At 72.3% G+C, this 25,812-nt stretch carries 21 protein-coding genes and 1 riboswitch; of the genes, 10 read left to right on the top strand and 11 right to left on the bottom strand.

What is annotated here, in order from left to right:
- The first annotated feature begins 111 nt into the window (after window positions 1-111).
- The 3 genes from M8H82_RS04955 (at window position 112) to sepH (ending at window position 4,066) form a co-directional block, all read left to right on the top strand.
- The gene (locus M8H82_RS04955; protein ID WP_250071176.1) at window positions 112-1,356 is read left to right on the top strand and encodes an MFS transporter; all 1,245 of its coding nucleotides are present in this window, start codon (window positions 112-114) and stop codon (window positions 1,354-1,356) included.
- Window positions 1,316-2,635, top strand: coding sequence for a D-arabinono-1,4-lactone oxidase (locus M8H82_RS04950; protein WP_250071175.1), 1,320 nt, complete (start codon window positions 1,316-1,318; stop codon window positions 2,633-2,635). The genes M8H82_RS04955 and M8H82_RS04950 overlap by 41 nt, the downstream gene beginning before the upstream one ends.
- A gap of 393 nt (window positions 2,636-3,028) precedes the next feature.
- Window positions 3,029-4,066, top strand: coding sequence for a septation protein SepH (sepH, locus tag M8H82_RS04945; RefSeq protein ID WP_250071174.1), 1,038 nt, complete (start codon window positions 3,029-3,031; stop codon window positions 4,064-4,066).
- 121 nt (window positions 4,067-4,187) lie between these two features.
- Here sepH and M8H82_RS04940 read toward each other — a convergent pair whose 3' ends face one another.
- Window positions 4,188-5,039 carry a sulfurtransferase gene (locus tag M8H82_RS04940; RefSeq protein WP_250071173.1) on the bottom strand — a complete coding sequence of 284 codons (852 nt, stop codon included), beginning with the start codon at window positions 5,037-5,039 and terminating at the stop codon, window positions 4,188-4,190.
- A gap of 301 nt (window positions 5,040-5,340) precedes the next feature.
- Here M8H82_RS04940 and M8H82_RS04935 point away from each other — a divergent pair, with 301 nt between their 5' ends.
- On the top strand, window positions 5,341-6,144 hold the full coding sequence (locus tag M8H82_RS04935) for a VOC family protein (protein WP_250071172.1): 804 nt from the start codon (window positions 5,341-5,343) through the stop codon (window positions 6,142-6,144).
- Window positions 6,145-6,172: 28 nt separating this feature from the next.
- On the opposite strand, the gene M8H82_RS04930 is transcribed toward M8H82_RS04935, so the two are convergent.
- Genes M8H82_RS04930 through M8H82_RS04915 form a run of 4 tightly spaced genes read right to left on the bottom strand, consistent with a single transcriptional unit; the run spans window position 6,173 to window position 11,647 of the window.
- The gene (locus M8H82_RS04930) at window positions 6,173-6,820 is read right to left on the bottom strand and encodes a thymidine kinase (protein WP_250071171.1); all 648 of its coding nucleotides are present in this window, start codon (window positions 6,818-6,820) and stop codon (window positions 6,173-6,175) included.
- A gap of 53 nt (window positions 6,821-6,873) precedes the next feature.
- Entirely contained in the window at window positions 6,874-8,064 is a 1,191-nt protein-coding gene (locus M8H82_RS04925) for an alkaline phosphatase family protein (RefSeq protein WP_250071170.1), read from the bottom strand.
- Window positions 8,064-8,651 carry a DUF5998 family protein gene (locus M8H82_RS04920; protein WP_250071169.1) on the bottom strand — a complete coding sequence of 196 codons (588 nt, stop codon included), beginning with the start codon at window positions 8,649-8,651 and terminating at the stop codon, window positions 8,064-8,066. Before M8H82_RS04920 ends, M8H82_RS04925 begins: the two co-directional genes overlap by 1 nt.
- Window positions 8,652-8,701: 50 nt before the next feature.
- Window positions 8,702-11,647: a bifunctional GNAT family N-acetyltransferase/acetate--CoA ligase family protein gene (locus M8H82_RS04915; RefSeq protein WP_250071168.1), complete on the bottom strand. Its 2,946-nt coding sequence runs from the start codon at window positions 11,645-11,647 to the stop codon at window positions 8,702-8,704.
- Window positions 11,648-11,826: 179 nt separating this feature from the next.
- Here M8H82_RS04915 and M8H82_RS04910 point away from each other — a divergent pair, with 179 nt between their 5' ends.
- A complete protein-coding gene (locus M8H82_RS04910) occupies window positions 11,827-12,108 on the top strand; it encodes an HPr family phosphocarrier protein (protein ID WP_250071167.1) in 282 nt (93 codons plus the stop codon).
- Between the two features lie 136 nt (window positions 12,109-12,244).
- On the opposite strand, the gene M8H82_RS04905 is transcribed toward M8H82_RS04910, so the two are convergent.
- From M8H82_RS04905 to M8H82_RS04890, 4 genes are all read right to left on the bottom strand, one after another.
- On the bottom strand, window positions 12,245-12,931 hold the full coding sequence (locus M8H82_RS04905) for a GntR family transcriptional regulator (protein ID WP_250071166.1): 687 nt from the start codon (window positions 12,929-12,931) through the stop codon (window positions 12,245-12,247).
- Between the two features lie 189 nt (window positions 12,932-13,120).
- On the bottom strand, window positions 13,121-13,885 hold the full coding sequence (locus tag M8H82_RS04900) for a M23 family metallopeptidase (RefSeq protein ID WP_250071165.1): 765 nt from the start codon (window positions 13,883-13,885) through the stop codon (window positions 13,121-13,123).
- A gap of 13 nt (window positions 13,886-13,898) precedes the next feature.
- A riboswitch (cyclic di-AMP (ydaO/yuaA leader) is annotated at window positions 13,899-14,061 on the bottom strand.
- Window positions 14,062-14,277: 216 nt separating this feature from the next.
- Complete coding sequence (locus M8H82_RS04895) at window positions 14,278-15,666, bottom strand: pitrilysin family protein (protein WP_250071164.1); 1,389 nt, start codon at window positions 15,664-15,666, stop codon at window positions 14,278-14,280.
- Window positions 15,663-17,054: a pitrilysin family protein gene (locus M8H82_RS04890; RefSeq protein ID WP_250071163.1), complete on the bottom strand. Its 1,392-nt coding sequence runs from the start codon at window positions 17,052-17,054 to the stop codon at window positions 15,663-15,665. The genes M8H82_RS04895 and M8H82_RS04890 overlap by 4 nt, the downstream gene beginning before the upstream one ends.
- 313 nt (window positions 17,055-17,367) lie before the next feature.
- Between M8H82_RS04890 and M8H82_RS04885 the strand changes: the two genes are divergently transcribed.
- Window positions 17,368-19,824 (top strand): DNA topoisomerase (ATP-hydrolyzing) subunit A, encoded by a 2,457-nt coding sequence (locus M8H82_RS04885; RefSeq protein WP_250071162.1) that lies wholly within the window; start codon window positions 17,368-17,370, stop codon window positions 19,822-19,824.
- Here the strand turns inward: M8H82_RS04885 and M8H82_RS04880 are convergent.
- Window positions 19,821-20,870 carry a GTP-binding protein gene (locus M8H82_RS04880; RefSeq protein WP_250071161.1) on the bottom strand — a complete coding sequence of 350 codons (1,050 nt, stop codon included), beginning with the start codon at window positions 20,868-20,870 and terminating at the stop codon, window positions 19,821-19,823. The two genes, M8H82_RS04885 and M8H82_RS04880, sit on opposite strands and share 4 nt — an antisense overlap.
- Window positions 20,871-21,253: 383 nt before the next feature.
- Between M8H82_RS04880 and M8H82_RS04875 the strand changes: the two genes are divergently transcribed.
- Together M8H82_RS04875 and M8H82_RS04870 are read left to right on the top strand one after the other, a co-directional pair.
- Window positions 21,254-21,700: a DUF6082 family protein gene (locus tag M8H82_RS04875; protein WP_308293233.1), complete on the top strand. Its 447-nt coding sequence runs from the start codon at window positions 21,254-21,256 to the stop codon at window positions 21,698-21,700.
- A 235-nt stretch (window positions 21,701-21,935) separates the two neighbouring features.
- Entirely contained in the window at window positions 21,936-22,172 is a 237-nt protein-coding gene (locus M8H82_RS04870) for a hypothetical protein (RefSeq protein ID WP_250071159.1), read from the top strand.
- Between the two features lie 47 nt (window positions 22,173-22,219).
- Here M8H82_RS04870 and M8H82_RS04865 read toward each other — a convergent pair whose 3' ends face one another.
- Window positions 22,220-23,398, bottom strand: coding sequence for a citrate synthase/methylcitrate synthase (locus M8H82_RS04865; RefSeq protein ID WP_250071158.1), 1,179 nt, complete (start codon window positions 23,396-23,398; stop codon window positions 22,220-22,222).
- A gap of 110 nt (window positions 23,399-23,508) precedes the next feature.
- Here M8H82_RS04865 and M8H82_RS04860 point away from each other — a divergent pair, with 110 nt between their 5' ends.
- Both M8H82_RS04860 and M8H82_RS04855 read left to right on the top strand, forming a co-directional pair.
- Window positions 23,509-24,765 (top strand): citrate synthase, encoded by a 1,257-nt coding sequence (locus M8H82_RS04860; protein WP_250071157.1) that lies wholly within the window; start codon window positions 23,509-23,511, stop codon window positions 24,763-24,765.
- 54 nt (window positions 24,766-24,819) lie between these two features.
- Entirely contained in the window at window positions 24,820-25,764 is a 945-nt protein-coding gene (locus M8H82_RS04855; protein WP_250071156.1) for a sucrase ferredoxin, read from the top strand.
- Window positions 25,765-25,812 lie beyond the last annotated feature (48 nt).

Raw genomic sequence — 25,812 nt, 5'->3', positions numbered from 1 at the left:
GGGTTGCCTTACTCGTAAGCTGTATCAGCTGCGTTCACGCCTTACGGGCGCAAGGGCGTGCGCCGTGCCGGGCGCGTCCCCGAGCCGCCCGCCTCTCGACCGGAGACCCCAGTGCCCAGCCCCTACCGCGCTCTGTTCGCCGCCCCCGGCTCCAAGGGCTTCTCCGCCGCGGGCTTCCTCGGCCGGATGCCTCTGTCGATGATGGGCATCGGCGTGGTGACGATGGTGTCCCAGCTGACTGGGCGCTACGGCCTGGCCGGCGCGCTGTCGGCCACCATCGCGCTGGCCGCGGCGGTGGCCGGGCCGCAGGTCTCCCGATGGGTTGACCAGTACGGCCAGCGGCGCGTGCTGCGGCCGGCGACGCTGGTCTCGCTCGCCGCGGCGGCCGGGCTGTTGCCGGCCGCGCACTACGGCTGGCCGGACTGGACGCTGTTCGTGTTCTCCGCCGGCATCGGCTGCGTGCCGAGCGTCGGGGCGATGATCCGCGCCCGCTGGGCTGCCGTGTACCGGGGCACCCCGCAGCTGCACACCGCGTACTCCTTCGAGTCGGTGGTGGACGAGGTCTGCTTCATCTTCGGGCCGATCATCTCGATCGGGCTGTCCACGGCCTGGTTCCCGGAGGCCGGTCCGCTGCTCGCCGCCTGCTTCCTCGCGGCCGGTGTCTTCTGGCTGACCGCCCAGCGCGCCACCGAGCCCGAGCCGCACCCGCGCGCGCGGCACGAGCGGCGCGGCAGCAGCGCGCTGCGCTCCGCCGGCCTGCAGGTCCTGGTGCTCACCTTCGTGGCGACGGGGGCGATCTTCGGGGCCGTCGACGTGGTCACCGTGGCCTTCGCCGAGGAGCAGGGCCACAAGGGGGCCGCGAGCATCGTCCTCGCCGTGTACGCGGCCGGATCTTGTGCGGCGGGCGCCGTGTTCGGGCTGCTGCACCTCAAGGGGGCGCCCGAACCTCGCTGGCTGCTGGGCATATGTGCGATGGCCGTGAGTATGATCCCCCTCCTACTGGTCGGAAACTTGCCGTTTCTGGCCGTGGCGCTGTTCCTTGCGGGGCTCTGCATCGCTCCGACGATGATCACGACGATGTCCCTCATCGAACAGCACGTACCTCGCGCGCAACTGACCGAGGGCATGACCTGGGTGAGCACGGGGCTCGCGGTCGGGGTCGCGCTCGGCTCCTCCGTGTCCGGCTGGGTGATCGACGCGGCCGGTGCACGGGCCGGGTACGGGGTTCCGGCGGTCTCCGGAGCCGTCGCGGTCGCGGTCGGTTTCCTCGGGTACCGCCGGCTCAAGCGGCCGGCTCCGCGTCGGGGAGGCACCGTTGAGCAGCACAGCGAGCGGGAAGAACGGCACGTGGCGTAACTGGGGCGGAAACGTCTCCGCCCGCCCCGCGCGGGAGGTCACGCCCGCCTCCGCCGAGGAACTGGCCGAGGCCGTGCGCCGGGCCGCCGAGGACGGCCTGACGGTGAAAGCCGTCGGTACCGGCCACTCCTTCACGTCGATCGCCGCCACCGACGGTGTGTTGATCCGTCCTCACCTGTTGACCGGCATCCGCCACATCGACCGGGACGCCATGACCGTGACGGTAGAGGCCGGCACCCCGCTCAAGAGGCTCAACCTGGCCCTGGCCCGGGAGGGTCTGTCGCTGACCAACATGGGCGACATCATGGAGCAGACGGTCTCCGGAGCCACCAGCACCGGAACCCACGGCACGGGCCGGGAGTCGGGGTCGATAGCCGCCCAGATCACCGCGCTCGAACTGGTCACGGCCGACGGCTCGGTGCTGGCCTGTTCCCCGAAGGAGAACCCGGAGGTCTTCGCCGCCGCCCGGATCGGCCTGGGCGCGCTCGGCATCGTCAGCGCGATCACCTTCGCCGTGGAGCCGGTCTTCCTGCTGACGGCCCGTGAGGAGCCGATGAGCTTCGACCGGGTCACCCGCGACTTCGACGAACTGTGGGCCGAGAACGAGCACTTCGAGTTCTACTGGTTCCCGCACACCGGCAGCACCAACACCAAGCGCAACAACCGCAGCGCGGGCCCGGAGCGTCCGGTGGGCCGGCTCAAGGCCTGGTTCGAGGACGAGTTCCTCTCCAACGGTGTCTTCCAGGCCGCGCAGTGGGTCGGCCGCGCGGCGCCCGCCGCGGTCCCGGCCATCGCCCGGATCTCCAGCAAGGCCCTGTCCGCGCGGACGTACACCGACATCCCGTACAAGGTCTTCACCTCGCCGCGCCGGGTGCGCTTCGTGGAGATGGAGTACGCCGTCCCGCGCGCGGCCGTCGTCGAGACGCTGCGGGAACTGAAGTCGATGATCGACCGCTCGGACCTGAAGGTCAGCTTCCCCGTGGAGGTGCGCACCGCCCCGGCCGACGACATCGCCCTGTCCACCGCCGCGGGCCGCGACAGCGGGTACATCGCCGTCCACATGGCCAAGGGGGCCCCGTACCAGCGGTACTTCACCGCCGCCGAGCGCATCTTCACCGCGCACGAGGGGCGGCCGCACTGGGGCAAGGTGCACACGCGCGACGCCGAGTACTTCGCCGGGGCGTACCCGCGCTTCGGGGAGTTCACGGCGCTCCGGGACCGGCTGGATCCGGACCGGTTGTTCCGGAACGACTATCTGCGGCGGGTTCTGGGCGACTAGCGCAGGCGCCGGGTCGCGTGAGGTACGCCACGTTTCGGATCCGCCAACTCCCTTGCGCGGCGGCCGAGTCCCGGCTCTCGCACCAAATCGGGCGGCGCGCCGATCCACGCTCGTGGCCCGAATGGAGTACTGTTGCGAGCCCTGGGTCCGGTCTCCCGCCAGGACGTCCGTGGCCTTCAAGGACCGTCGTGAGGGGGCTAGTTGCACAGGGTGACGGAGTTAGTCACTTAGCGTTGCGAATAGGTAACCGTGCCATAACGGCGATCCAGGGCCCGTGCCCGACACGCCGGGCAACTCGGCAAGGTTGTGGCAGGCTGCACCCGGGCAGGCCACACTCGACTAGCGGAAGCAGCGACGCACGTGACGTCGGCAGGCACCACCCGGGAGGTCCCCATGCCCGAACTGCGTGTCGTGGCCGTCTCCAATGACGGCACACGGCTGGTGCTGAAGGCTGCCGACGCAACGGAGTACACGCTTCCGATCGACGAACGTCTCCGTGCCGCCGTGCGCGGCGACCGTCCCCGCCTCGGCCAGATCGAGATCGAGGTGGAGAGCCATCTCCGCCCCCGTGACATCCAGGCGCGTATACGCGCGGGTGCCACGGCTGAGGAAGTCGCGCAGATGGCCGGCATTCCTGTCGACCGTGTCCGGCGCTTCGAGGGCCCCGTGCTCGCCGAGCGCGCCTTCATGGCCGAGCGGGCCCGCAAGACCCCGGTCCGCCGCCCCGGTGAGAACGCCGGACCCCAGCTCGGTGAGGCGGTCCAGGAGCGGCTGCTGATCCGCGGCGCCGAGAAGGACACGGTGCAGTGGGACTCCTGGCGCCGCGACGACGGCACCTGGGAGGTGCTGCTGGTCTACCGGGTGGCGGGCGAACCACACTCGGCGAGCTGGACGTACGACCCGCCCCGGCGGCTCGTGCAGGCCGTCGACGACGAGGCCCGCTCGCTGATCGGCGAGTCCGAGGACCTCGCCGCGCCCGAGCCCAGCTTTCCGTTCGTCCCGCGTATCGCGCGGCTGCCCCGTGACCGCCCGCTGGACGGCAGGATCGAGCGGGAGCGGCCGAGCCTGCCGGTCCCGGCTCTGGAGCCGGCCGAGGAGACCGCGAGCGAACGGGACTCGCTGACCAGCCTGCTGGAGGCTGTCCCGAGCTTCCGCGGCGACCTCGTCGTACCGGAGCGCCCGTCGGAGGCCCCCGCGCCGGAGGAGCCCGCGGACGAGCCCGCGGAGGAGGAACCGCCCGCCCCCGCGGCGTCGGCCGGTTCCGCCTACGCCGATGTCCTGATGCCCCGCTCCGTGGGCAGCCACCGCGACCGGCTGATCGGCTCGACCGACCGCCAGGCCGAGGCCGACGGCGTCCGCCCGGGCCGCCGCGCGGCGGTCCCGAGCTGGGACGAGATCGTCTTCGGCACCCGCCGCAAGAAGCAGGAGTAGGACGGCCGTACAACGCGGGGGCGCCGACAGGTGACCCCCTGGGCCCGCGCTGCACGGCGGGGGCCCTCAGTGCGCAGAGCACCGCCCCCGCCACCGTCCCCCGTGTGCCCCCGACTCAGGGCTACTGCGGGTCCGGGCCCACCGCCACCGGGCGGGAGGGGTCGGAGGACCATTCCGACCAGGAGCCGACGTAGAGCGCGGCGGGGATGCCGGCGACGGCGAGGGCCAGGACTTCGTGGGCCCCGGAGACGCCCGAGCCGCAGTACACGCCGACCGGCGTGCCGTCGTCGGCGCCGAGGGCCTTGAAGCGGGCGTGCAGTTCCTCGGCGGGGAGGAAGCGGCCGTCGGCGGCGACGTTCTCGTTGGTCGGCGCGGACACGGCACCCGGGATGTGCCCGCCGACGCGGTCGATCGGCTCCACCTCGCCCCGGTACCGCTCCCCCGCGCGGGCGTCCAGCAGCAGCCCGGAGCGGGCCAGTGCGGCGGCGCCGTCCGCGTCGAGCAGACCGGACGCGGCCGGGTTCGGCTGGAAATCACCCTCCGCGGGCGTCGGTACCGATGTCTCCAGCGGTCCGTCCCAGGCCGGCAACCCGCCGTCGAGGACCCGCACGTCCGGGTGACCCGTCCAGCGCAGCAGCCACCACGCGCGGGCCGCGGCCCAGCCCTGGCCGCCGTCGTACACGACCACGGGGCGTCCGGCGGAGACCCCCGCGCGGCGCATCGCGGAGCCGAACTCCGCGAGGTCCGGCAGCGGATGCCGGCCGGCGGTTCCGGGGGCGGCGGCGAGCTCTTCGTCCAGGTCGACGAAGACCGCGCCGGGGAGGTGCCCGGCCGCGTACTCGGCCCGTCCGTCGAAGGGCGGCTCGCCCGCCGCTCGAGCCACGCTCAACTGCCAGCGGACGTCCAGCAGCACCGGCGGACGGGATCCGCGCAGGTCGGCGGCGAGTTCGGTTGCGGAGATGATGGCGTTCATGGCCCCATCCTCGCGTACGGGGTGGCCGCACGGACCAGGTCCGGCTACTCTGCTCGGCCGGACCGCCCCGATCACGGGGCGTACGGGGTCGGGCACAAGCTGTACAGCCGATCGACACCCGTGGGCCATCGCGCGGAAACGGAAACGGACGAGAAGCGGCACAACGGGCATCCTCCGGGCGCAGCGCGCGGTACCGCGGCGCGCCCGGGACGCGCGGCGGCACGGGTGGTGCGAGCATCGGCACGGGGTCCGGAGAGCGGAATCGACGCGGCCACCGCGAGGGGCCGAGGAGAGAGTGACGATGACCGAGGCACGGGGGTCGGCCGGCCTGAACGGCGAAGCGCACGCTCGGCACGCGCCCGGCTCGCCCTGCTGGGTGAGTCTGATGGCGCACGGGGTTGCCGCGACCCAGGAGTTCTACGGTGAGCTGTTCGGCTGGGAGTTCCGGCCCGGACCGCAGCAGCTCGGCCCGTACGTACGGGCGCTGCTGGACGGGAAGGAAGTGGCCGGCATCGGCCAGCTGCCGCCGGACCGGCACCTGCCCGTCGCCTGGACGCCCTACTTCGCCTCGACGGACGTGGACCTGACGGCCGAGACGGTACGGCTGTGCGGCGGCACCGTGGGGGTGGGCCCCCTGGACGCCGCCGAGGCCGGCCGACTCGCGATCTGCTCCGATCCCTCCGGCGCCGTCTTCGGCGTCTGGCAGGCCGCGGCCCACCTCGGCAGCGCCCTCACCGGAGTCCCGGGCACGCCGGTCTGGAACGAGCTGCTGACCTTCGAAACGGTCGCCGTGACCAAGTTCTACGAGACGGTGTTCGGCCACGAACAGCAGAAGGTGGTCTCGGCGGACTTCGACTACGTCACCCTCCACCTCGCCGGCCGCACCATCGCCGCGATCCTCGGCCTCGGGCAGTCCCTCCCCCGCGACCGGGGACCGCACTGGATGACCTTCTTCGAGGTGGCCGACACCGACGCGTCGACGGCTCAGGCCGAATCACTGGGCGGCCAGATCCTGACCCCGCCCCACGACAGCGCCCTGGGCCGCATGTCCACGGTGACGGACCCGGAGGGCGCGAGGTTCTCGCTGCTGCAGAGCCACCCCTGAGGCCGGCCCGCCGCAGGCGGCCGCGCCGCTAGGCGGACGGCACCGGCAGGACGTCCGGCGACAGGGCCGCCGCTCGCGCGGTGGCCGCCGTCATACGGCGCCGGTGGTGACGGCGGCAGAGGACCTCGTAGCCGATGGTGTCCGACTGGTCGACGTCGCCGACGACCACCTGGGCGCCCTCCACCACCATCTCGCCGCCCACCGTACGGGCGTTGTGGGTCGCGCGGGCGCCGCACCAGCACAGGGCCTCCACCTGGAGCACCTCCACGCGGTCGGCCAGTTCCACCAGGCGCTGCGAGCCGGGGAAGAGCTTGGAGCGGAAGTCGGTGGTGATGCCGAAGGCGTAGACGTCGAGGCCGAGGTCGTCCACCACGCGCGCGAGCTGGTCGATCTGCTCCGGGGCGAGGAACTGCGCCTCGTCCGCGATGACGTAGTCCGCTCGGCCGCCCTGGGAGAGGTGGTCGACCAGGTACGCGTACAGGTCCTGCCCGTCCTCGACCTCCACCGCGTCCGTGACCAGGCCGAGGCGGGAGGAGAGCTTGCCCTCGCCCGCGCGGTCGTCCCGGGTGAAGATCATGCCGACCAGGCCGCGCGCCGAGCGGTTGTGCTCGATCTGGAGGGCCAGCGTCGACTTCCCGCAGTCCATCGTTCCGGAGAAGAACACCAGCTCGGGCATGGGGTGTGGAGCACCTTTCGGCAACAGGGTCGTGGCGGGCGGGGCGGGCAGCGTCAGGTGCGTACTTCCAGCAGCGGCACGAGCTGCTCCGCCGGGGTCATCGAGCCGTGGTTGCCGACCATCGCCGACTCCTTCGGCTCCCGCTCGGAAGCGATGATCAGCACATCGTCGCGGGCCGCCGCGATCACGTCGCCGAGCCGGGCGTACACCCGCTCGTCGACCTGCGGGCCGAACCAGCCCGCCGCGATCGCCTCGTCCCGGGAGGCCACCCAGAACTGCTCGCCGAGCACCTCGCGCCAGCAGGTCAGGACGTCGTTCCCGGCGCCGGGAACCGCGTAGACGTGGCGCGCGCGGCCCTCGCCGCCGAGCAGGGCGACCCCGGCCCGCAGCTCCCAGTCCTCGTCGAAGTCGATGCGGTGCTGCTCGTCGAACGGCACGTCGACCATGCCGTGGTCGGCGGTGACGTAGAGCGCGGTGCGCGGCGGCAGCTGCTCGGCGAGGCGCTGGACGAGCCGGTCGACGTACATGAGCTGGCCGCGCCACAGGTCGGAGTCGACGCCGAAGCGGTGCCCGGCGCCGTCCACCTCGGCGTAGTACGTGTAGACCAGGGAGCGGTCACCGGCGGCCAGTTGCTCGGCCGCGAGGTCCATCCGCTCCTCGCCGCTCAGCCGCCCGTGGAAGGTGCCGCCGCTCAGCGCCACCTTGGTCAGCGGGGTGTTCTCGAAGGCGGGGGACGACACCTGCGCGGCGTGCACCCCGGCGTCGTGGGCGAGCCGGAAGACGGTGGGGTACGGCTGCCAGGGGCCCGGCGCGGTCCAGGGCTGCCAGCGCAGCTGGTTCATCAGCTCGCCGGTGGCCGGGTTGCGCACGGTGTACCCGGGCAGTCCGTGCGCGCCGGGCGGCAGGCCGGTGCCGACGGAGGCGAGGGAGGTCGCGGTGGTCGCCGGGTAGCCGGTGGTGAGCGGCCGGCCGGTGCCGCCGCGGGAGCTGGCGAGGAGCGACGTCATGAACGGGGCGTCCTCGGGGTGCGCCTTCAGCTGCTCCCAGCCGAGGCCGTCGATCAGGAACACGCAGTTCCGGTCGGCCGGGGCCAGCTCGCTGATCGCGGCGGTCATGCCGGGTACGCCCATGCCGGCGGCGAGCGTGGGCAGCAGGTCGGCGAGCGATCCCGCGCCGTACTCGGGCAGGGGGGCGGAGTCGAGGGGCAGCGGCTGCGGGTCGTGCTCCCAGGCGGGCTGGGCCATCAGCGGGCGGTGTCCGCGGTCGCCTCGGAGAGCGCCTGCGCGAAGGCGAGCGCCTGGCGCACCGTCTCCGGTCCGTCGCCGGCCTCGCTGACGCGCAGGCTGAGGTCGTCGGCCGTGGAGCTGCCCGTGTAGCCGTGGTCGGCCTCGCAGTTGGGGTCGCCGCAGGCGGCCGGCTCCAGGTCGATCCGGGAGACCGCGCCCCAGCCGATGGTCAGCACGACCTCGCGGGGCAGGGTGCCGGGCTTGTACGACTCCGGGTTCGCGACCACCCGGCTCAGGACGACCGACGAGATCCGGCCGATCTTGACCGACTCGGTGGAGGTCGTGGCGTACGGGGTCGGCGAGGTGGTGTCGGCGGCCTGCTCGTCGGTGTGGCTGACGATGAAGCGGTTGTCGGTGAGGACCAGCACGGTGACGTGCCGCCGCACCTCGTTCTGGTCGAACGTGGTCTCCTGGTGGACCAGGTACGACCGGATGGGCTCGCCGCCCACGGCGGCCTCCACCGCCTCGGCCACGAGGGCCGGGTAGTAGCCGCTGCGCTCGATCGCCGCTCGCAGCCCCTGGGTCGTCGTACTGGTCTTGGCCATGGCCCCCATCCTACGGGGGCCCACTGACTGCGAGGGACCGCTCGCGCCGGTCAGTAGGCGGGCAGCGTGCGCGGCCCCAGGTCGTCGCGGGCGGGCGGCGGGGCCAGCCGTACGGTGGCGCCGAGCACGCTCAGGCCGTGCGGGGCGACGACGACGGGCTCCAGGGTCACGGCGACGACCTCCGGGTGGTCGTCGACCAGGCGGGACACCCGCAGAAGCAGTGCCTCCAGGGCGGGTGTGTCGACCGGGGTGGAGCCGCGCCAGCCGAACAGCAGGGGCGCGGTCCGGATCGAGCGGACCAGCGAGGCCGCCTCCCGGTCGGTGACCGGGATGAGCCGGTGCGCCATGTCCCCGAGCAGCTGGGAGGCGGCTCCGGCGAGCGCGAACGACAGCACGGCACCGGCCGCGGGGTCGATCACGGCCCGTACGACGGTGTCGACCCCGCGCGGGGCCATCGCCTGCACGACCGGCCTCAGCTCCGCCGGCGTCCCGAACAGCTCGACCAACTCGGTGTACGCCCGCCGCAGTTGCTCCTCGTCGGCGAGGTCCAGCCGGACGCCGCCCAGGTCGGCGCGGTGGCGCAGGTGCGGAGCGGTGGCCTTGAGGGCGACCGGGTAGCCGACGGCCCGCGCGGCGTCGGCGGCGTCGTCGGGGGTGGGGGCGGGCAGGGCCCGGCACACCTGGATGCCGTACTTCCCGAGCAGGTCACACGTTTCCTCGGAGCCGAGGGTCAGGCCCTGGCCCCGGGCAAGCAGCCCGTCGATGAGCGCGGCGGCCCCTCGCTCGTCGATGTCGTCGTACTCGGGCACGCGCCCGGGCTCGGCGGCCTCCCGGCGCCACTGGGCGTACTTGACGGCTTCGGCGAGCGCGCGGACGGCCCGCTCGGCGGCGGGGTAGGCGGGGATGAGCCGGCTTGCCCGCGCCGGGTCTTCCCCACCGGCCTCCTCGGCACCAGGGGCGCCTGCTCCGACGGGGCCCGGGCCCGTCAAGCCGCGGGCAGTCGTGCCGCCTGGGGCGGCAGGGGTGGGCGCTGCGGGCACCCGCACCGGGGGAGGTACGGCGCCGGCGCCGGGCCGCGCGTCCGGCCCCGCCTCCTCGACCACGAGGGCGGGCGTCGCCTGCGGTGCCGTGCTGGCGGCCGCGGACAGGGCCTCGGCCAGCCCGCCCAGCTCCACATGGACCACCAGCACCGGCTTGCCCGGCACCTCCTCCGCCGCCGACCTCAGCGCCTCCGCCAGGACCGCCTCCCCCACCGAGGGCTCCCCCAGCGCCGGAATCGCGGTCACCACGACGGAGTCGCAGCTGTCGTCGGCCAGCGCCCGCGACAGCGCCGCCCGGAAGTCCCGCGCCGACGCCCCGGTCGTCAGGTCCAGCGGCGGCAGCGGCCGCAGCCCCTCGGAGAGGCACGCGTCGTACGTCAGCAGCCCCAGCGACTCGGAGTTGCCGAGGATCGCCACCCGGGGTCCCGCCGGCAGCGGCTGGCGCGCGAGCAGCAGTCCCGCGTCGACCAGTTCGGTGATCGTGTCCACCCGGATCACCCCGGCCTGCCGCAGCAGCGCCGACACGGTGGCGTGCGGCAGCCGCGTCGCCCGTACCGCGTGCCCCTGCGGGGCCGCCCCGCCGTGCCGCGCGCCCTGCACCACCACCAGCGGCTTCGCGGCGGCCGTACGCCGGGCGAGCCGGGTGAACTTGCGCGGGTTGCCGATGGACTCCAGGTACATCAGGGCGACATCGGTGTCCGGGTCGTCGTACCAGTACTGCAGGACGTCGTTGCCGGACACGTCGGCGCGGTTGCCGCAGGAGACGAAGGTGGACACGCCGGTGACCCCGGTGACCCCGCCGCCGCGCCGGTGCAGCCGGGACAGCAGCGCGATGCCGATGGCGCCGGACTGGGCGAACAGCCCGATCCGGCCGGGCCGCGGCATCTCGGGCGCGAGGGAGGCGTTCAGCCGTACGTCCGCCGAGGTGTTGATGACCCCGAAGGCGTTCGGACCGATGATGCGCATGCCGTACGCGCGTGCGTGCCGGACCAGTTCGCGCTGGCGCTCCCGGCCCTCGGGACCGCTCTCGGCGTACCCGGCCGAGACCACGACCAGCCCCTGTACGCCGTGCTCACCGCACTCGGTGACGACCTCGGGGACCTGTTCGGCGGGCACGGCGACCACCGCGACGTCGACATGCCCGTCGATGTCGCGCACCGAGCGGTGCGCGGGCACTCCCGCGAGGTCCTTCAGATCCTCGGGGAACGCCTGGTTCACGGCGTACAGCGGACCGCGGAAGCCGCCCTCCCGGATGTTGTCGAGGATCCCGCGGCCCACCCCGCCGGGCGTGCGTCCGGCGCCGATGACGGCCACCGAGCCGGGGACCAGCAGCCGTTGCACGGACCGCGCCTCGGCGCGCTGCTCGCGCGCGTACTGCACGGCGAGCGAGCGGTCCGTCGGCTCCAGGCCGAACTCCAGCCGGACGACACCGTCCTCGAAGCTGCGCTTCTGGGTGTATCCGGCGTCCGTGAACACCTTGATCATCTTGGTGTTGGCGGGCAGCACCTCGGCCGCGAACCGGCGGATCCCGCGCTCCCGGGCGACGGCGCCGATGTGTTCGAGCAGAGCGGAGGCGACCCCGCGGCCCTGGTGGGCGTCCTGGACGAGGAAGGCGACCTCGGCCTCGTCGGCGGGCGCGGAGGCGGGCATTCCGTCGGCACCAATGCGGTCATAGCGTACGGTGGCGATGAACTCGCCGCCGATGGTGGCCGCGAGTCCCACCCTGTCCACGAAGTCGTGGTGCGTGAAGCGGTGGACGTCCTTGGCGGACAGACGCGGGTAGGGCGCGAAGAAGCGGTAGTACTTCGACTCGTCCGAGACCTGCTCGTAGAAGCTGACCAGGCGCTCGGCGTCATCAACGGTGATGGGGCGGATGCGCGCGGTGCCGCCGTCGCGCAGCACCACGTCGGCTTCCCAGTGGGCGGGGTACTCGTGCCGGTCCGACGCGCTCTGCATGGGGCCCAGAGTACGGCTCGCGTACGACAACGGCGCGGGGCAGTCTGTGGAGGACGGGTGTCGGATCGAGGCCGCGGTCCGACGGTCGCGCACGGGACGGGACGCAGGACCGTACCGGGCACGCTTCACGTTGTGGAACACTGGTCTAGACAACCTGAGAACCTGAAGGGCAGCATCACATGGCTGAGCGCCGCGTCAACGTCGGCTGGGCCGAGGGCCTCCACGCCCGCCCCGCCTCCATCTTCGTCCGGGCCGCCACGGCCACAGGGGTCCCGGTGACGATCGCCAAGGCCGACGGCAAGCCCGTCAACGCGGCCTCGATGCTGGCGGTCCTGGGCCTGGGCGCCCAGGGCGGCGAGGAGATCGTGCTCGCCGCCGACGCCGAGGGCGCGGACGCCGCCCTCGACCGGCTGGCGAAGCTGGTCTCCGAGGGCCTCGAGGAACTCCCCGAGACCGTCTGAGCGAATACCGGGCGCGGCAGCCGCCGCCTCCTCCAGGGCTCGTCCGAATTATCGGGCGGGCCCTTCGCATTTCCCGATTCCGGGCAGCGGAAATAATCCCCCTGGAATTACGCTCTCTTTGTATACGGCGCGCATGTTAATGCCGGAGGCCAGACATGTTTACGGGATGTTGCGAATTCCTCACACGCTCCCCGCCCGCGGTGAACCGCAGCCGGTGCGTGCCGCTGGAGCGCTCGGCGTGCACCGCCGTGATCGCCCGCGCCCGTTCGCTGTCGCCGCGGGCCACCGCGTCCACGATCGCCCCGTGCTCGGCCCAGGCCTCCACGGGCCCGGCCGACGCCTCCACCGAGTACATCCAGGCGATCTTGTGCCTCAGCTGGGTCAGCATCGAGGTCAGGGCGGGGCTGCCGGCGGCCTGGGCGAGCGTCTCGTGGAACCAGCCGCCCAGGGAGCGCAGATCCTCGCTGTTGCCCCGCCTGGCCCGCTCCTGACCGAGCCGCACCAGGCCGCGCAGCACCTTCAGATGCGCCTCGGTGCGCCGCTGGGCGGCCCGCGCGGCACCGAGCGGCTCCAGCAGCGAGCGCATCTCCAGCAGGTCGGCGGCCTCCTGCTCGGTCGGTTCCGCGACGCACGCGCCCGCGTGCCGCCGGGTCACCACGAACCCCTCCGCCTCCAGCGTGCGCAGGGCCTCCCGGACGGGGACGCGCGAGACGCCGTAGCGCCGCGCGAGCAGTTCCTCGGTGAGCCGGCTGCCGCGCTCGTAGACACCGGCGACGATGTCGTCCCGGATCGCCGTGCATACCGAGTGCGCCGGAATACGCATGACCCGACCTCCGCTTTAATCCCCGTGAAACGTCGACGACTGACGTGTGTTCAGTGACTCTATTCCAATGAGCTGGAATTTCCGACGGGGGGCCTGAATCCATGCATATTTTTTGGACAACGGGGGGTCGCAAACGCCGAAAACCCCGGCTCGGGGAGCCGGGGTCCGGGCAGTGCGGGGCGGGTGCCGTCAGATGTTCACGCCGTGCGAGCGGAGGTAGGCGACGGGGTCGATGTCCGAGCCGTACTCCGCGCTCATGCGGGCCTCGAAGTGCAGGTGCGCGCCGGTGACGTTGCCGGTGGCGCCGGAGACGCCTATCTGCTGGCCCGGGGTGACGCTCTGGCCGACCGAGACGCCGATGGACGACAGGTGCCCGTACTGGGTGTACGTGCCGTCGTGCATCTTGATGACGATCTGGTTGCCGTACGCCCCGCCCCAGCCGGCCTCGACGACGGTGCCCGTGCCGACCGAGCGGACGGGGGTGCCGCTGGCGGCGTGGAAGTCGACGCCGGTGTGGCTGCCGGAGGACCAGACGGCGCCACCGGCCCTGTAGGTCGTCGAGACGTAGGAGCCGGAGATCGGGGAGACGAAGGTGTTCAGGCGCTTGCGCTCGGCCTCGCGGGCGGCGCGCTCCTTGGCCTCGCGGGCCTGCTCGGCCGCCTCGGCGGCCCTCTTGCGGGCGGCCTCCTCGGCCGCCTGCTTCGCCGCCGCCTCGTCGGCAGCCTGCTGCTGGGCGGCGGCCTGGGCGTCGATCTGCTCGGCGACCGAGTCGCCGATGGTGACGACGGGGGTGAGACCGGTCTGCTCGGGCGAGGCCTCCGCGGCGAGAGCCGGGGCCCCGAGGGTGCCGATGACGCCGGTGGTGGTGAGGGCCGCGACACCCGCCGCTCGGGCGGTGGTGCGCTGCATCCGGCCGGGACGCCGGTGCTTGCCGGTGGCGCGCGTGAACGCCATGAAGTGGCTGGTCCTTTCCTTCCTTCTCGCCTACCGGGTTAGCTGACGGGTTCGGAGCAGGAAGGTCTCCTACGGACCCCCTCGCTCACGCGCGGGCGTCCGATTCACCCCAGGGACTGCGATGGGTCCCCGGCTCCCCTGGCTCGCGCCGTACGGGGACTCGGCGATGACTGTCCGGTGCCGCGGGTGCGGCGCACTGCCTGACGAACAGCCCGGATGACGCTAAACGCGGCAACTTTCAATTCCCAAACGGATCGCGGTTTTTGTAGCGCATGCCACAGGGCAGACAGGCAGCCTCTCCCTCAAATCGGACATGAGAAGGGCCCTGGTGGCGCTTCCGTCACCAGGGCCCCACACGCGCGTGACAGCGCGTTCACATCCCGAGGGTGTGTCTACTCGGCCGCGACGACGGTGACTTCACCGATCCCGAGGGCCTCCACGGCCTCCTTGATCTGCCCCGCGTCGCCGACGAGCACGGTCACCAGACGGTCCACCGGGAAGGCGCTCACGACGGCCGCGGTGGCCTCCACGGTGCCCGTCTCGGCGAGTCGGCGGTAGAGCGTGGCCTGGTAGTCGTCGGGCAGGTGCTGCTCGACCTGGTCGGCCAGGGTGCTCGCCACCGCGGCGGCCGTCTCGTACTTCAGCGGCGCCACCCCGACGAGGTTCTGCACGGCGACGTCCCGCTCGGCGTCGGTGAGCCCGCCCTCGGCGAGGGTGCGCAGCACCGTCCACAGGTCCTGCAGTGCGGGACCGGTGTTGGGGGTGTCGACCGAGCCGCTGATGGCGAGCATCGCCGCGCCGGTGCCGTCGGGGGCGGAGCGCAGGACCTGCCCGAAGGAGCGCACGCCGTAGGTGTAACCCTTCTCCTCGCGCAGGACGCGGTCCAGGCGGGAGGTGAGGGTGCCGCCGAGGCAGTAGGTGCCCAGGACCTGTGCGGGCCACACGCGGTCGTGCCGGTCGGGGCCGACGCGGCCGATCAGCAGCTGCGTCTGGACGGCGCCGGGGCGGTCCACGATGACGACGCGGCCGGTGTCGTCGGCGGTGACCGGGGGCACCGGCCGGGGTTCGGCCGCGGAGCCGGTCCAGGCGCCGAGGGTGTCCGCGAGGAGCGCGTCGAGGTCGGTGCCGGTCAGGTCGCCGACGACCACGGCGGTGGCCGTGGCGGGGCGCACATGCCGCTCGTAGAAGGCGCGTACGGCCGCGGAGTCGATGGCCGCGACGGTCTCCTCGGTGCCCTGGCGCGGGCGGGACATGCGCGCCGTCGCCGGGAAGAGCTGCCGGGACAGCTCCTTGGCGGCCCGCCGGGAGGGGTTGGCCAGCTCGTGCGGGATCTCGTCCAGGCGGTTGCGGACCAGCCGTTCGACCTCGCTGTCGGCGAACGCGGGCGCCCTGAGGGCGTCGGAGAGCAGACCGAGCGCCTTGGGCAGGCGGGAGACCGGCACTTCGAGGGAGAGCCGGACGCCGGGGTGGTCGGCGTGCGAGTCGAGGGTGGCACCGCAGCGCTCCAGCTCGGCGGCGAACTCCTCGGCGGTGTGCTTGTCGGTGCCCTCGGAGAAGGCCCGCGCCATGATCGTGGCGACGCCGTCCAGGCCGGCCGGCTCGGCCTCCAGGGGCGCGTCCAGCAGGATCTCGACGGCGACCACCTGCTGGCCGGGGCGGTGGCAGCGCAGGACCGTCAGGCCGTTGTCGAGGGTCCCGCGCGTGGGCGCCGGGAAGGCCCAGACCTTCGGCTCGCCCGCCTCGGGGCGGGGGTGGAACTCCATCGTGGCGAGCTCGGTCACTTGGCCGTCTCCTCGTTGTGGGCGCTTGCTTCCACGGTGGCCGCGGACTCCAGGTCTTCGGTGGGTTCCTCGACGGTCTCCGGGGGCACGGTCGGCTCGTAGACGAGCACCGCGCGGTTGTCGGGGCGCAGGCGGGCCTTGGCGACCTCCTGGACCTCCTCGGCGGTCACCTCCAGCACCCGCTGCACGGCGGTGAGGGCGAGCTGCGGGTCGCCGAACAGGACGGCGTAGCGGCACAGTTCGTCGGCGCGGCCCGCGACCGTGCCGAGCCGGTCCAGCCACTCGCGCTCCAACTGCGCCTGGGCGCGCTCCATCTCCTCGGCCGTGGGACCCTCCGCCGCGAACCGGGCGAGCTCCTCGTCGATGGCCGCCTCGATGACCGGAACCTCGACGTCACCGGAGGTCTTCACGTCCAGCCAGCCCAGCGAGGGCGCTCCGGCGAGCCGCAGCAGGCCGAACCCGGCGGCGACGGCCGTACGGTCACGGCGTACGAGACGGTTGTAGAGGCGGGAGGACTCGCCGCCGCCGAGGACCGTCAGGGCCAGGTCGACCGCGTCGCACGCGCGGGTGCCGTCCTCGGGCAGGCGGTAGGCGGCCATCAACGCCCGCGCGGGGACCTCCTCCTCGACGACCTCGCGCAGCTCCTTCCCGATGATCTCCGGCAGCGAGCCGTCGCGCGGGGCGGGCTTGCCGTCGTGGGAGGCGATGGAGCCGAAGTACTTCTCCACCCAGGCGAGCGTCTGCTCGGGGTCGATGTCGCCGACGACCGACAGCACGGCGTTGTTGGGCGCGTAGTACGTACGGAAGAACGCGCGCGCGTCCTCCAGGGTCGCCGCGTCCAGGTCGGCCATCGAGCCGATCGGCGTGTGGTGGTAGGGGTGGCCCTCGGGGTAGGCGAGAGCGGTCAGCTTCTCGAAGGCCGTGCCGTAGGGGACGTTGTCGTAGCGCTGGCGGCGCTCGTTCTTCACGACGTCGCGCTGGTTCTCCATCGACTCGTCGTCCAGGGCGGCGAGCAGCGAGCCCATGCGGTCGGCCTCGAGCCAGAGGGCGAGCTCCAGCTGGTGGGCGGGCATGGTCTCGAAGTAGTTGGTGCGCTCGAAGCTGGTGGTGCCGTTGAGCGAGCCGCCCGCGCCCTGCACGAGTTCGAAGTGACCGTTGCCCTGGACCTGGGCGGAGCCCTGGAACATCAGGTGCTCGAAAAGGTGAGCCAGGCCGGTACGCCCCTTGACCTCGTGGCGCGAGCCGACGTCGTACCAGAGGCACACCGCCGCGACCGGGGTCAGGTGGTCCTCCGAGAGCACCACGCGCAGGCCGTTGGACAGGCGGTGCTCGGTCGCTGTCAGGCCGCCGGAGCCTGCCTGGGTTGTGGCCGTGTGACCCATGGGCATGTACGTCCCTTCGATCGCGGACGCGGTCTCGCGACCGCGGTTTTCCTGCCGGTCCTGCCACTGTATGCAAGCGTGCGGGGCCGCGGCGAAGTTCCCGGGCCGCGTACGCCGAGGGCGGATGCCGGCAGCCGATCGCGTAGCCTGCGGGCAGCCGTGAGCGGAGGCCCCTCTCCGCGCCGGGGCGGACGGGCGACGCCGGGTCCTGATCCGGGTTGTCAGTGCCGCGGTCCACAATGGTCCGCGTCAGATCCAGTTCACGCGTGAGCATGAGCGCCCCGTAGGTGAGCGCACAGAAAAAGGAGCCTTGGCAGCGATGGCCCGCCGCACCACGAAGACCCCGCCGCCCGACGACTCGTACGAGGAGAAGATCCTCGACATCGACGTCGTCGACGAGATGCAGGGCTCCTTCCTCGAGTACGCGTACTCGGTCATCTACTCCCGTGCCCTGCCGGACGCCCGTGACGGCCTCAAGCCGGTGCACCGCCGGATCGTCTACCAGATGAACGAGATGGGCCTGCGCCCCGACCGCGGCTATGTGAAGTGCGCGCGCGTGGTCGGCGAGGTCATGGGTAAGTTGCACCCGCACGGCGACGCGTCGATCTACGACGCGCTGGTGCGCATGGCGCAGCCCTTCTCGATGCGCCTCCCCCTGGTCGACGGCCACGGCAACTTCGGCTCGCTGGGCAACGACGACCCGCCGGCCGCCATGCGGTACACCGAGTGCCGGCAGGCCGCCGCGACCAGCCTGATGACCGAGTCGATCGACGAGGACACGGTCGACTTCGCGCCCAACTACGACGGCCAGGAGCAGGAGCCGGTGGCGCTGCCCGCCGCCTTCCCGAACCTCCTGGTCAACGGCGCGTCGGGCATCGCGGTGGGCATGGCCACCAACATGCCGCCGCACAACCTCGCCGAGGTCATCGCGGCCGCCCGCCATTTGATCCGGCACCCGAACGCGGACCTGGACGCCCTGATGCGGCACGTCCCAGGCCCCGACCTGCCCACCGGCGGCCGGATCGTCGGCCTGACCGGCATCCGGGACGCCTACGAGACCGGCCGCGGCACCTTCAAGATCCGCGCCACGGTGGCCGTGGAGAACGTGACGGCGCGCCGCAAGGGACTCGTCGTCACCGAGCTGCCCTTCACGGTCGGCCCCGAGAAGGTCATCGCCAAGATCAAGGACCTGGTCGGCTCGAAGAAGCTCCAGGGCATCGCCGACGTCAAGGACCTCACCGACCGCGCGCACGGCCTGCGCCTGGTCATCGAGATCAAGAACGGCTTCGTGCCGGAGGCGGTCCTTGAGCAGCTGTACAAGCTGACGCCGATGGAGGAGTCCTTCGGCATCAACAACGTCGCGCTGGTCGACGGCCAGCCCCTCACCCTGGGCCTCAAGGAGCTGCTGGAGGTCTATCTCGACCACCGCTTCGAGGTCGTCCGGCGCCGCAGCGAGTTCCGCCGCACCAAGCGGCGCGACCGGCTGCACCTGGTGGAGGGCCTGCTCACCGCGCTCGTCGACATCGACGAGGTCATCCGGCTGATCCGCTCCAGCGAGAACAGCGCCGAGGCCAAGGCGCGCCTGATCGAGCGCTTCTCGCTGTCGGAGATCCAGACCCAGTACATCCTGGACACCCCGCTGCGCCGGCTCACCAAGTACGACCGCATCGAGCTGGAGGCGGAGAAGGACCGGCTCAACGAGGAGATCGCCGAGCTGACCCGGATCCTCGACTCGGACGCGGAGCTGCGCAAGCTGGTCTCCAACGAACTGGCCTCGGTGGCCAAGAAGTTCGGCAACGAGCGGCGCACGGTCCTGCTGGAATCGGCGGGCGCGGTGGCCGCCGCCGTACCGCTGCAGGTGGCGGACGACCCGTGCCGGGTGCTGCTGTCCTCGACGGGCCTGCTGGCCCGTACGGCCAACGGGGACCCGTTCGCGGAGGACGCCGACGCCAAGCGCACCAAGCACGACGTGATCGTCTCGGCGGTGCCGGCCACGGCCCGCGGTGAGGTGGGCGCGGTGACGTCCGCGGGCCGGCTGCTGCGGATCAGCGTCGTCGACCTGCCGACGCTGCCGGAGACGGCGGCGCGTCCCACCCTCTCGGGCGGCGCTCCGGTGACGGAGTTCGTCTCCGTGGAGGGCGACGAGACGGTGGTCTGCCTGACCACGCTGGACGAGTCCTCCCCCGGCCTGGCGCTCGGCACCGAGCAGGGTGTCGTCAAGCGCGTGGTGCCCGACTATCCGTCCAACAAGGAGGAGTTGGAGGTCATCACCCTCAAGGAGGGCGACCGGATCGTCGGCGCGGTGGAACTGCGCACGGGCGAGGAGGACCTGGTCTTCATCACGGACGACGCGCAGCTGCTGCGCTACCAGGCCGCGCAGGTGCGTCCGCAGGGCCGGCCGGCCGGCGGTGTGGCGGGCATCAAGCTGACCGAGGGCGCGAAGGTCATCTCCTTCACTGCGGTGGACCCGGCGGCCGACGCGGTCGTCTTCACCGTCGCGGGCTCGCGCGGCACGCTGGACGACTCGGTCCAGACGACGGCCAAGCTGACCCCGTTCGACCAGTACCCGCGCAAGGGCCGGGCGACCGGCGGGGTCCGCTGCCAGCGGTTCCTGAAGGGCGAGGACTGTCTGTCGCTGGCCTGGGCGGGCCCCGCTCCGGCCCGCGCGGCGCAGAAGAACGGCCTCCCGGCCGAGCTGCCGGAGATGGACCCGCGCCGCGACGGCTCGGGCGTGTCGCTGCCGAAGACGGTGGCGGTGGTGGCGGGCCCGGTCTAGACCGGGCCCCCGTGCTCGTCCTCGGAGCCCTGGACGTAGCGCAGAACGCCCCACATGCCGTGCTCGTCGGCGTGCGGGGCGTCGCTGCGGCACGCCTCCAGTTCCTTGCCGAGGGCGGGCGCGTCGATGCCGGAGCCGATGAGGACGAGCTGGGTGAGCCGCTCCTCGCCGGGCGCCCAGGGTTCGGGACAGAACCGCAGGAAGCTCCCGACGGCGTGCACGGCGTACCGGTTCAGGGTGTCGTGGGGGCCGAAGTCGACGTACCCCTTGATCCGGTAGAGCCCCTCGGGACGGCTGTCGAGGAACCTCATGAGCGCGCGGGGATCGAGGGGCCCTCCGGACACGAACGAGACGCTGTCGTACCCGGTGTGCAGGTGCCCGGCGTGGTCGTCGTGCTCGTGCAGGTCGTCGAAGGACAGCTGGCCCACGCGCTCCTCGCCCGGCCGGCAGTCGAAGAGGAACTCCGGGTCGATACGGCCGTGGACGGCGGGTACGACGGCGGCGCGCGGGGCGAGCTCCCGGACGCGCGGGACGAGCCGGTCCGGCTCCGCGACCCGGTCGAGCTTGTTGACGACGACGAGGTCGGCGAGGGCGAGATGGCGGTCGATCTCGGGGTGCCTGGCGCGGGTGGCGTCGAACTCGGCGGCGTCGACGACCTCGACGAGACCGCCGTAGACGATGCCGGGAAGCTCGCTGGCGAGCACCATGCGGACCAGTTCCTGCGGCTCGGCGAGGCCGCTGGCCTCGATGACGATGACGTCCAGGCCGGCGGCGGGGGCGGCGAGGCGTTCCAGGTACTGGTCGAGCTCACTGGCGTCGACGGCGCAGCACAGGCAGCCGTTGCCGAGGGAGACGGTCGAGTCGCCGAGCGCGCCGGCCACGGCCATGGCGTCGATCTCGATGGCGCCGAAGTCGTTGACCAGCGCTCCGATACGGCTGCCTCTGCTGCGGTGGAGGAGATGGTTGAGGAGTGTCGTCTTGCCGGAGCCGAGGAAACCGGCGAGAACGACGACGGGGATCTGCTGCGCCGTGCGGCTGCGGACCAACGAGCGACCTCTTTCACACCTACGCGTGCACCGGCTCACGTTCCGGCATGCGTACGAAGAATGAATGCCGGTCCAGGATACGAGCCGTGAGAAACCGCGCGAAGTGAACGATTGTTAGCTGCACTTGCGGGGCAGACGTTGGGCATGGCGCCGGACTGTGCGACCCTCGCTTCCCTCCGTGCGCCTCCTCTCCGCCTCCCCGCCGATCAGAGCCGCTCGGCACCCTGGGAGACGGCAAGCGCCGCCCACCGCTCGCCGGTCCCCTCAAGTCGACCCGCACCCCGACGACCGGCGGACGGCCGCCTGATCCGGGGGTTGACATGGCCACACAGAGTTCTGGCATACGGAGGATCGGTTCTGCAGTGCGGGCGGGGTTCGTGGCCATGAGCCACTCCCTGGCCGCACCGAGCACGCGCCACCACAAGAAAGCAGCGCTCCGCGAACAGCACCGACTCCATCTGACCCTGCTCTGCAAGGCCATGGACGACCCTGCCCTCGCCGCGGTCCTCGACACCTACGAGACCGAGATCCCGCTGGACAAGCGGCGCCAGTTCCTCTTCGCCAACGCGCTCTACATCAACGCCCTGCACTTCCACCGGATCGGCGCCATGAGCCTGGCCGAACTGCACGGACATCTGCGGGTCATGTGCCAGAACGACGTGTTCCGCGAGTACTGGGCGGCGACACGGCACCATCGCAAGAGCCTCCCGGCCGTCTCGGAGGAGTTCGAGCTGGGCCGGATGATGGACGAACTCATCCAGGAACTCGCCGACTCCGACACCGAGCAGTGGTGGGTCGTCGGCAGTCCGCCCGCTGACGACGTGCCCTGATTCCGGCGCGCGGGCGAGTCAAGAGCCGCTCGCAAAATTCACTCCACCGCATCGTCGTAACTGCCGCCCCACGCGCGCAAAGTCGATATGTTGTCGCGTGGCCCTCTCCGGGCGCTCCGACGAACACCCTTTGCGCTCGGAGAGATCGTCAACTCTGGCGCAGATCCGCCCGGAGACCGCGATACCCGGAAGACGCCTTTTTTCCACTTTGCCATGAAGAAGGCGGTATTTCTCCGTGAAGATCGTGCGACGTGTCGGGGCTTCCCCTCGTGAGCGCGGCAGCGCCACCGGCCAGACCTGCCCCGACATCTTCGAGCTCAGCAACGGCGACTTCGCCGTCATTGGGCGCGAAGCGACCGAGGAGCTCGACCCCGAGCTTCCGTCCGACGCCGCACGAGCCGACTACGAGCGGATCGTGGTCATTTCACGCGAGACGCTGCTGCGCGCCAAACCCGATATCCCCGACGCCTGATCCACCCCGCACGCAGCCCGGCAGGCTCCCGTGCCGGGCTTCGCGCGTCAGGCCGCCCGCCGGGGTACCGCCACCGGCGCCCCCGGCCCCACATACCGCGCCGCCGGGCGGATGATCTTGGGGTCCTCCGCCTGTTCAAGGATGTTGGCGCTCCAGCCCACCACGCGGGCCGCCGCGAAGGTGGGGGTGAACATCTCGCGGGGCAGGCCGCAGAGCTCCATGACCACGCCCGCGTAGAACTCGACGTTGGTGTGGAGTTCGCGGCCGGGTTTCAGTTCGGCGAGGATCGACTCGACCTGGCGCTCCACCTCCACGGCGAAGTCCACACGCGGGCCGCCGAAGCGCTGGGCGGTCTCGCGGAGCATGCGGGAGCGGGGGTCCTCCGTGCGGTAGACGGCGTGGCCGAAGCCCATGATGCGGTCGCCGGCGAGGACGCGTTCGCGGATCCAGGGGTCGATGCGCTCGGGCGTGCCGATCGCGTCCAGGGTGTCCAGCGCCCGGCTGGGGGCGCCTCCGTGCAGAGGGCCGGACAGGGCGCCGACCGCTCCCACCAGACAGGCCGCCACATCCGCTCCGGTGGAGGCGATGACCCGTGCCGTGAACGTTGACGCATTGAAACCGTGGTCAATGGTTGAGATCAAGTATTGCTCGACGGCCCTCACCCGCACCGGGTCCGGTACCGAACCCGTCAACATGTACAGGTAATTCGCCGCGTACGGCAGGTCCTCACGCGGCTCGACCGGCTCCAGCCCTTCACCGAGTCGGTACAGCGCCGTCAGCAGCGTCGGTACGGCGGCCGCCGCGGCGAGCGCGTCCCGGCGGCGCTCGTCCGCGCCGATGTCGTACACCGGCCGGAAGCCCCGCACGGCGCCGAGCAGCGACAGCGCGGTGCGCATGCCGGCCAGCGGGCCGGAACCTCCCGCGCTTGCACTCGCCTCAGCGACGGCGGGCAGGACCGCGCGCACTTCGTCCGGGAGCCGCCGCAGGGCCGCTGTTTCGGCGGCGAAGGCCGCGGCGCGCTCGGCGTCCGGCAGTTCGCCGTGGACCAGCAAATGCCAGACGTCCTCGAAGCCGCGGGTCTGCGCGAGCTCGACGGCCGAGTACTGGCGGTAGTGGTAGAAGCCCTCCAGCCCTCGGACGTCACCGATGGCGGTGTCGGTGACGACGACGCCGGCGAGTCCTCTCGGCGCCTCGATGAGAGCTTGGACCGACCTGTTGACGGACATGATTTCCTCCCTGCACTTGATTCGACTGTCCATGCTTGACTAGATCTCTGTCAATATTGATTGCGTCAATGCAAGCGTCAATGTGTCGTCCAGCGGATACGGTGGCCCCCATGCGCGACCAAGAACCCGGCTCCCCTCACACGACCCGGCGGCTGACCACCAAAGAGGCCGCCGAACTGCTCGGCGTGAAGCCCGAGACCGTGTACGCCTACGTCAGCCGCGGCCAGCTCAGCAGCCGACGCGTGGCCAGCGGCCGGGGCAGCACCTTCGACGCACAGGAGGTCGAGGCGCTCGCGCGGCGCAACCGGCGTGAGAGCAGCGGGACTTCGGGGTCGGGCGGTGAGTTGTCGGTGCGCACCCGCATCACGTTCATCGACACGGACCGGTACTACTTCCGGGGCGTGGACGCGGCCGAGCTCGCCGTACGCCACTCCTACGAGGAGGTCGCCGAGTGGCTGTGGACCGGGCGGCTGCGCCCCGGCATCGCCTTCGAGGCCCCCAGGGCCACGGTCGCCGCTGCCCGCCGTGCCGTCGACGCCCTGCCCGAACACGCCGGCCCCACCGACCGGTTGCGGGTCGCGGCCGTCGCCGCCGCGACGGCGGACCCCCTGCGCTTCGACCTGTCCGAGGACGCCGTCCTCGGCACCGCGCGCGCCCTCATCCCCACCCTCGTCGCCGCCCTGCCGCCGGTGCGGCGCGATCACCGCGACACCGGTCCGCTGGCCCACCGGCTGTGGGCCCGGCTCAGCGGCCACGAGGCGGACGAGACGTCGCTGCGCACCCTTGACACGGCGCTGGCCCTGCTGGTCGACCACGACCTCGCCGCCTCGACGCTCGCCGTACGCGTCGCCGCGTCCGCCCGCGCGCACGCCTACGCGGCCGTCTCGGCGGGTCTGGGCGTCCTGGAGGGCCCCCTGCACGGTGCCGCCAGCGGACTGGCCCACCGGCTGCTGCTGGACGTCCTCGACCGCGGCGACGCGGGTCCGGTGATCGCCGAGGAGCTGCGGGCGGGCCGACGCATCCCGGGGCTCGGCCACCGGCTGTACCCGGGCGAGGACCCACGCGCGCGCGTGCTGTTCGGGCTGCTGGAGGAGATCCCTCGGGCCGAGCCGGCGCTCGCGGCGGCCCGCGACATCGTCGCCACGACCGCCCGCCACACCCCGCTGCACGCCAATGTCGACCTGGCGCTGGCCGTGCTCACCGCCTCCAGCGGTATGCCCGCCACCGCGGGCGAAACGATCTTCGCCGTGGCCAGAACGGCGGGCTGGATCGCCCACGCGCTGGAGGAGTACGGCGAGCGCCCGCTGCGGATGCGCCCCAGCGGCCACTACGTGGGACCAAGGCCCCCGCAGCCGCTGCCCGAGTAGGACACGAGCGGTTCGGTGAGCCACTCCGGATCAACTCAGGTTAGGCTCACCTTTGTGAGTACTTGCTCAAGTGACTCCCGGGACCTCGGCGAGCCCATCGCGGGCACCGCGGCCACCGCGAGGACCTGGCTGCTGCTGGAACAGCCCGGCCCGTGGGGCGCCAAGGCGCTCACCTCGAGCCATCTGGACCCTGCGCTGGGCCGCGCCCTGGAGGCGGCCACCAGGAACACCGGGGTGCGCGTGGCGCTCATCCGCCGCCCCGGACGGCACGCCGACAGCAGCACGTCCGTCGAACGCCAGGTGTACGCCGCCCACACCACCCCTGGTCATGCCTGGCTGCACGGCACGACGGTCCGCGATCCGCGCCGGCTGCTCGACCTCGACTTCGCCGCGCTCGGCAGGGGCGACGCCGGTTCCTTCGACTCGGCGCTCGGGGCGAGCCCGTACACGGGCGACCCGCTCGCCCTCGTGTGCACCAACGGCAAGCGGGACCGCTGTTGCGCCCTCCTCGGCCGCCCCCTCGCCGCCGAACTGGACGCCTCCGGCGTCGGCGGCGTCTGGGAGGTCACCCATCTGGGTGGACATCGCTTCTCGCCGACGCTGCTCGTCCTGCCGTACGGCTACGCCTACGGCCGGGCCGATGCGGACTCCGTGCGGGAGATCCTCCATCAGGTGCGGCAGGACCGGATAGTCGTCGAGGGATGCCGCGGGAACTCCGCGTGGGAGCGGCCGGGGCAGGCGGCCGAGCTGGCCGTGCGCAGTGCCCTGGGTGAGTACGCGGCGGATGCGCTGAGTGTCGTCCGCACGGAGGGCGCCGCGCCGCGCTGGACGGTGACCGTCGCGCACACCGACGGACGCCACTGGCATGTGATCGTCGCCCAGGGGGCCGCGCTGCCGCCCCGCGCGGAGAGCTGCGCGGCCTCGGTGCTGGGCTCGCCCTCGCAGATGGACGTGGTCGCGGTGCGGGAGCTGGCGGGCGCGACGGCACTGGCGGGCTGACGTCGTTGTGGACCGGCCCGTCCAGCATTGATGTGGACCCGCCCGTCC

The sequence above is a fragment of the Streptomyces sp. YS415 genome (genome assembly GCF_023544665.1).
In the GTDB taxonomy this organism is placed as follows: domain Bacteria; phylum Actinomycetota; class Actinomycetes; order Streptomycetales; family Streptomycetaceae; genus Streptomyces.
This window is presented reverse-complemented; position numbering and strand designations above follow the sequence as displayed.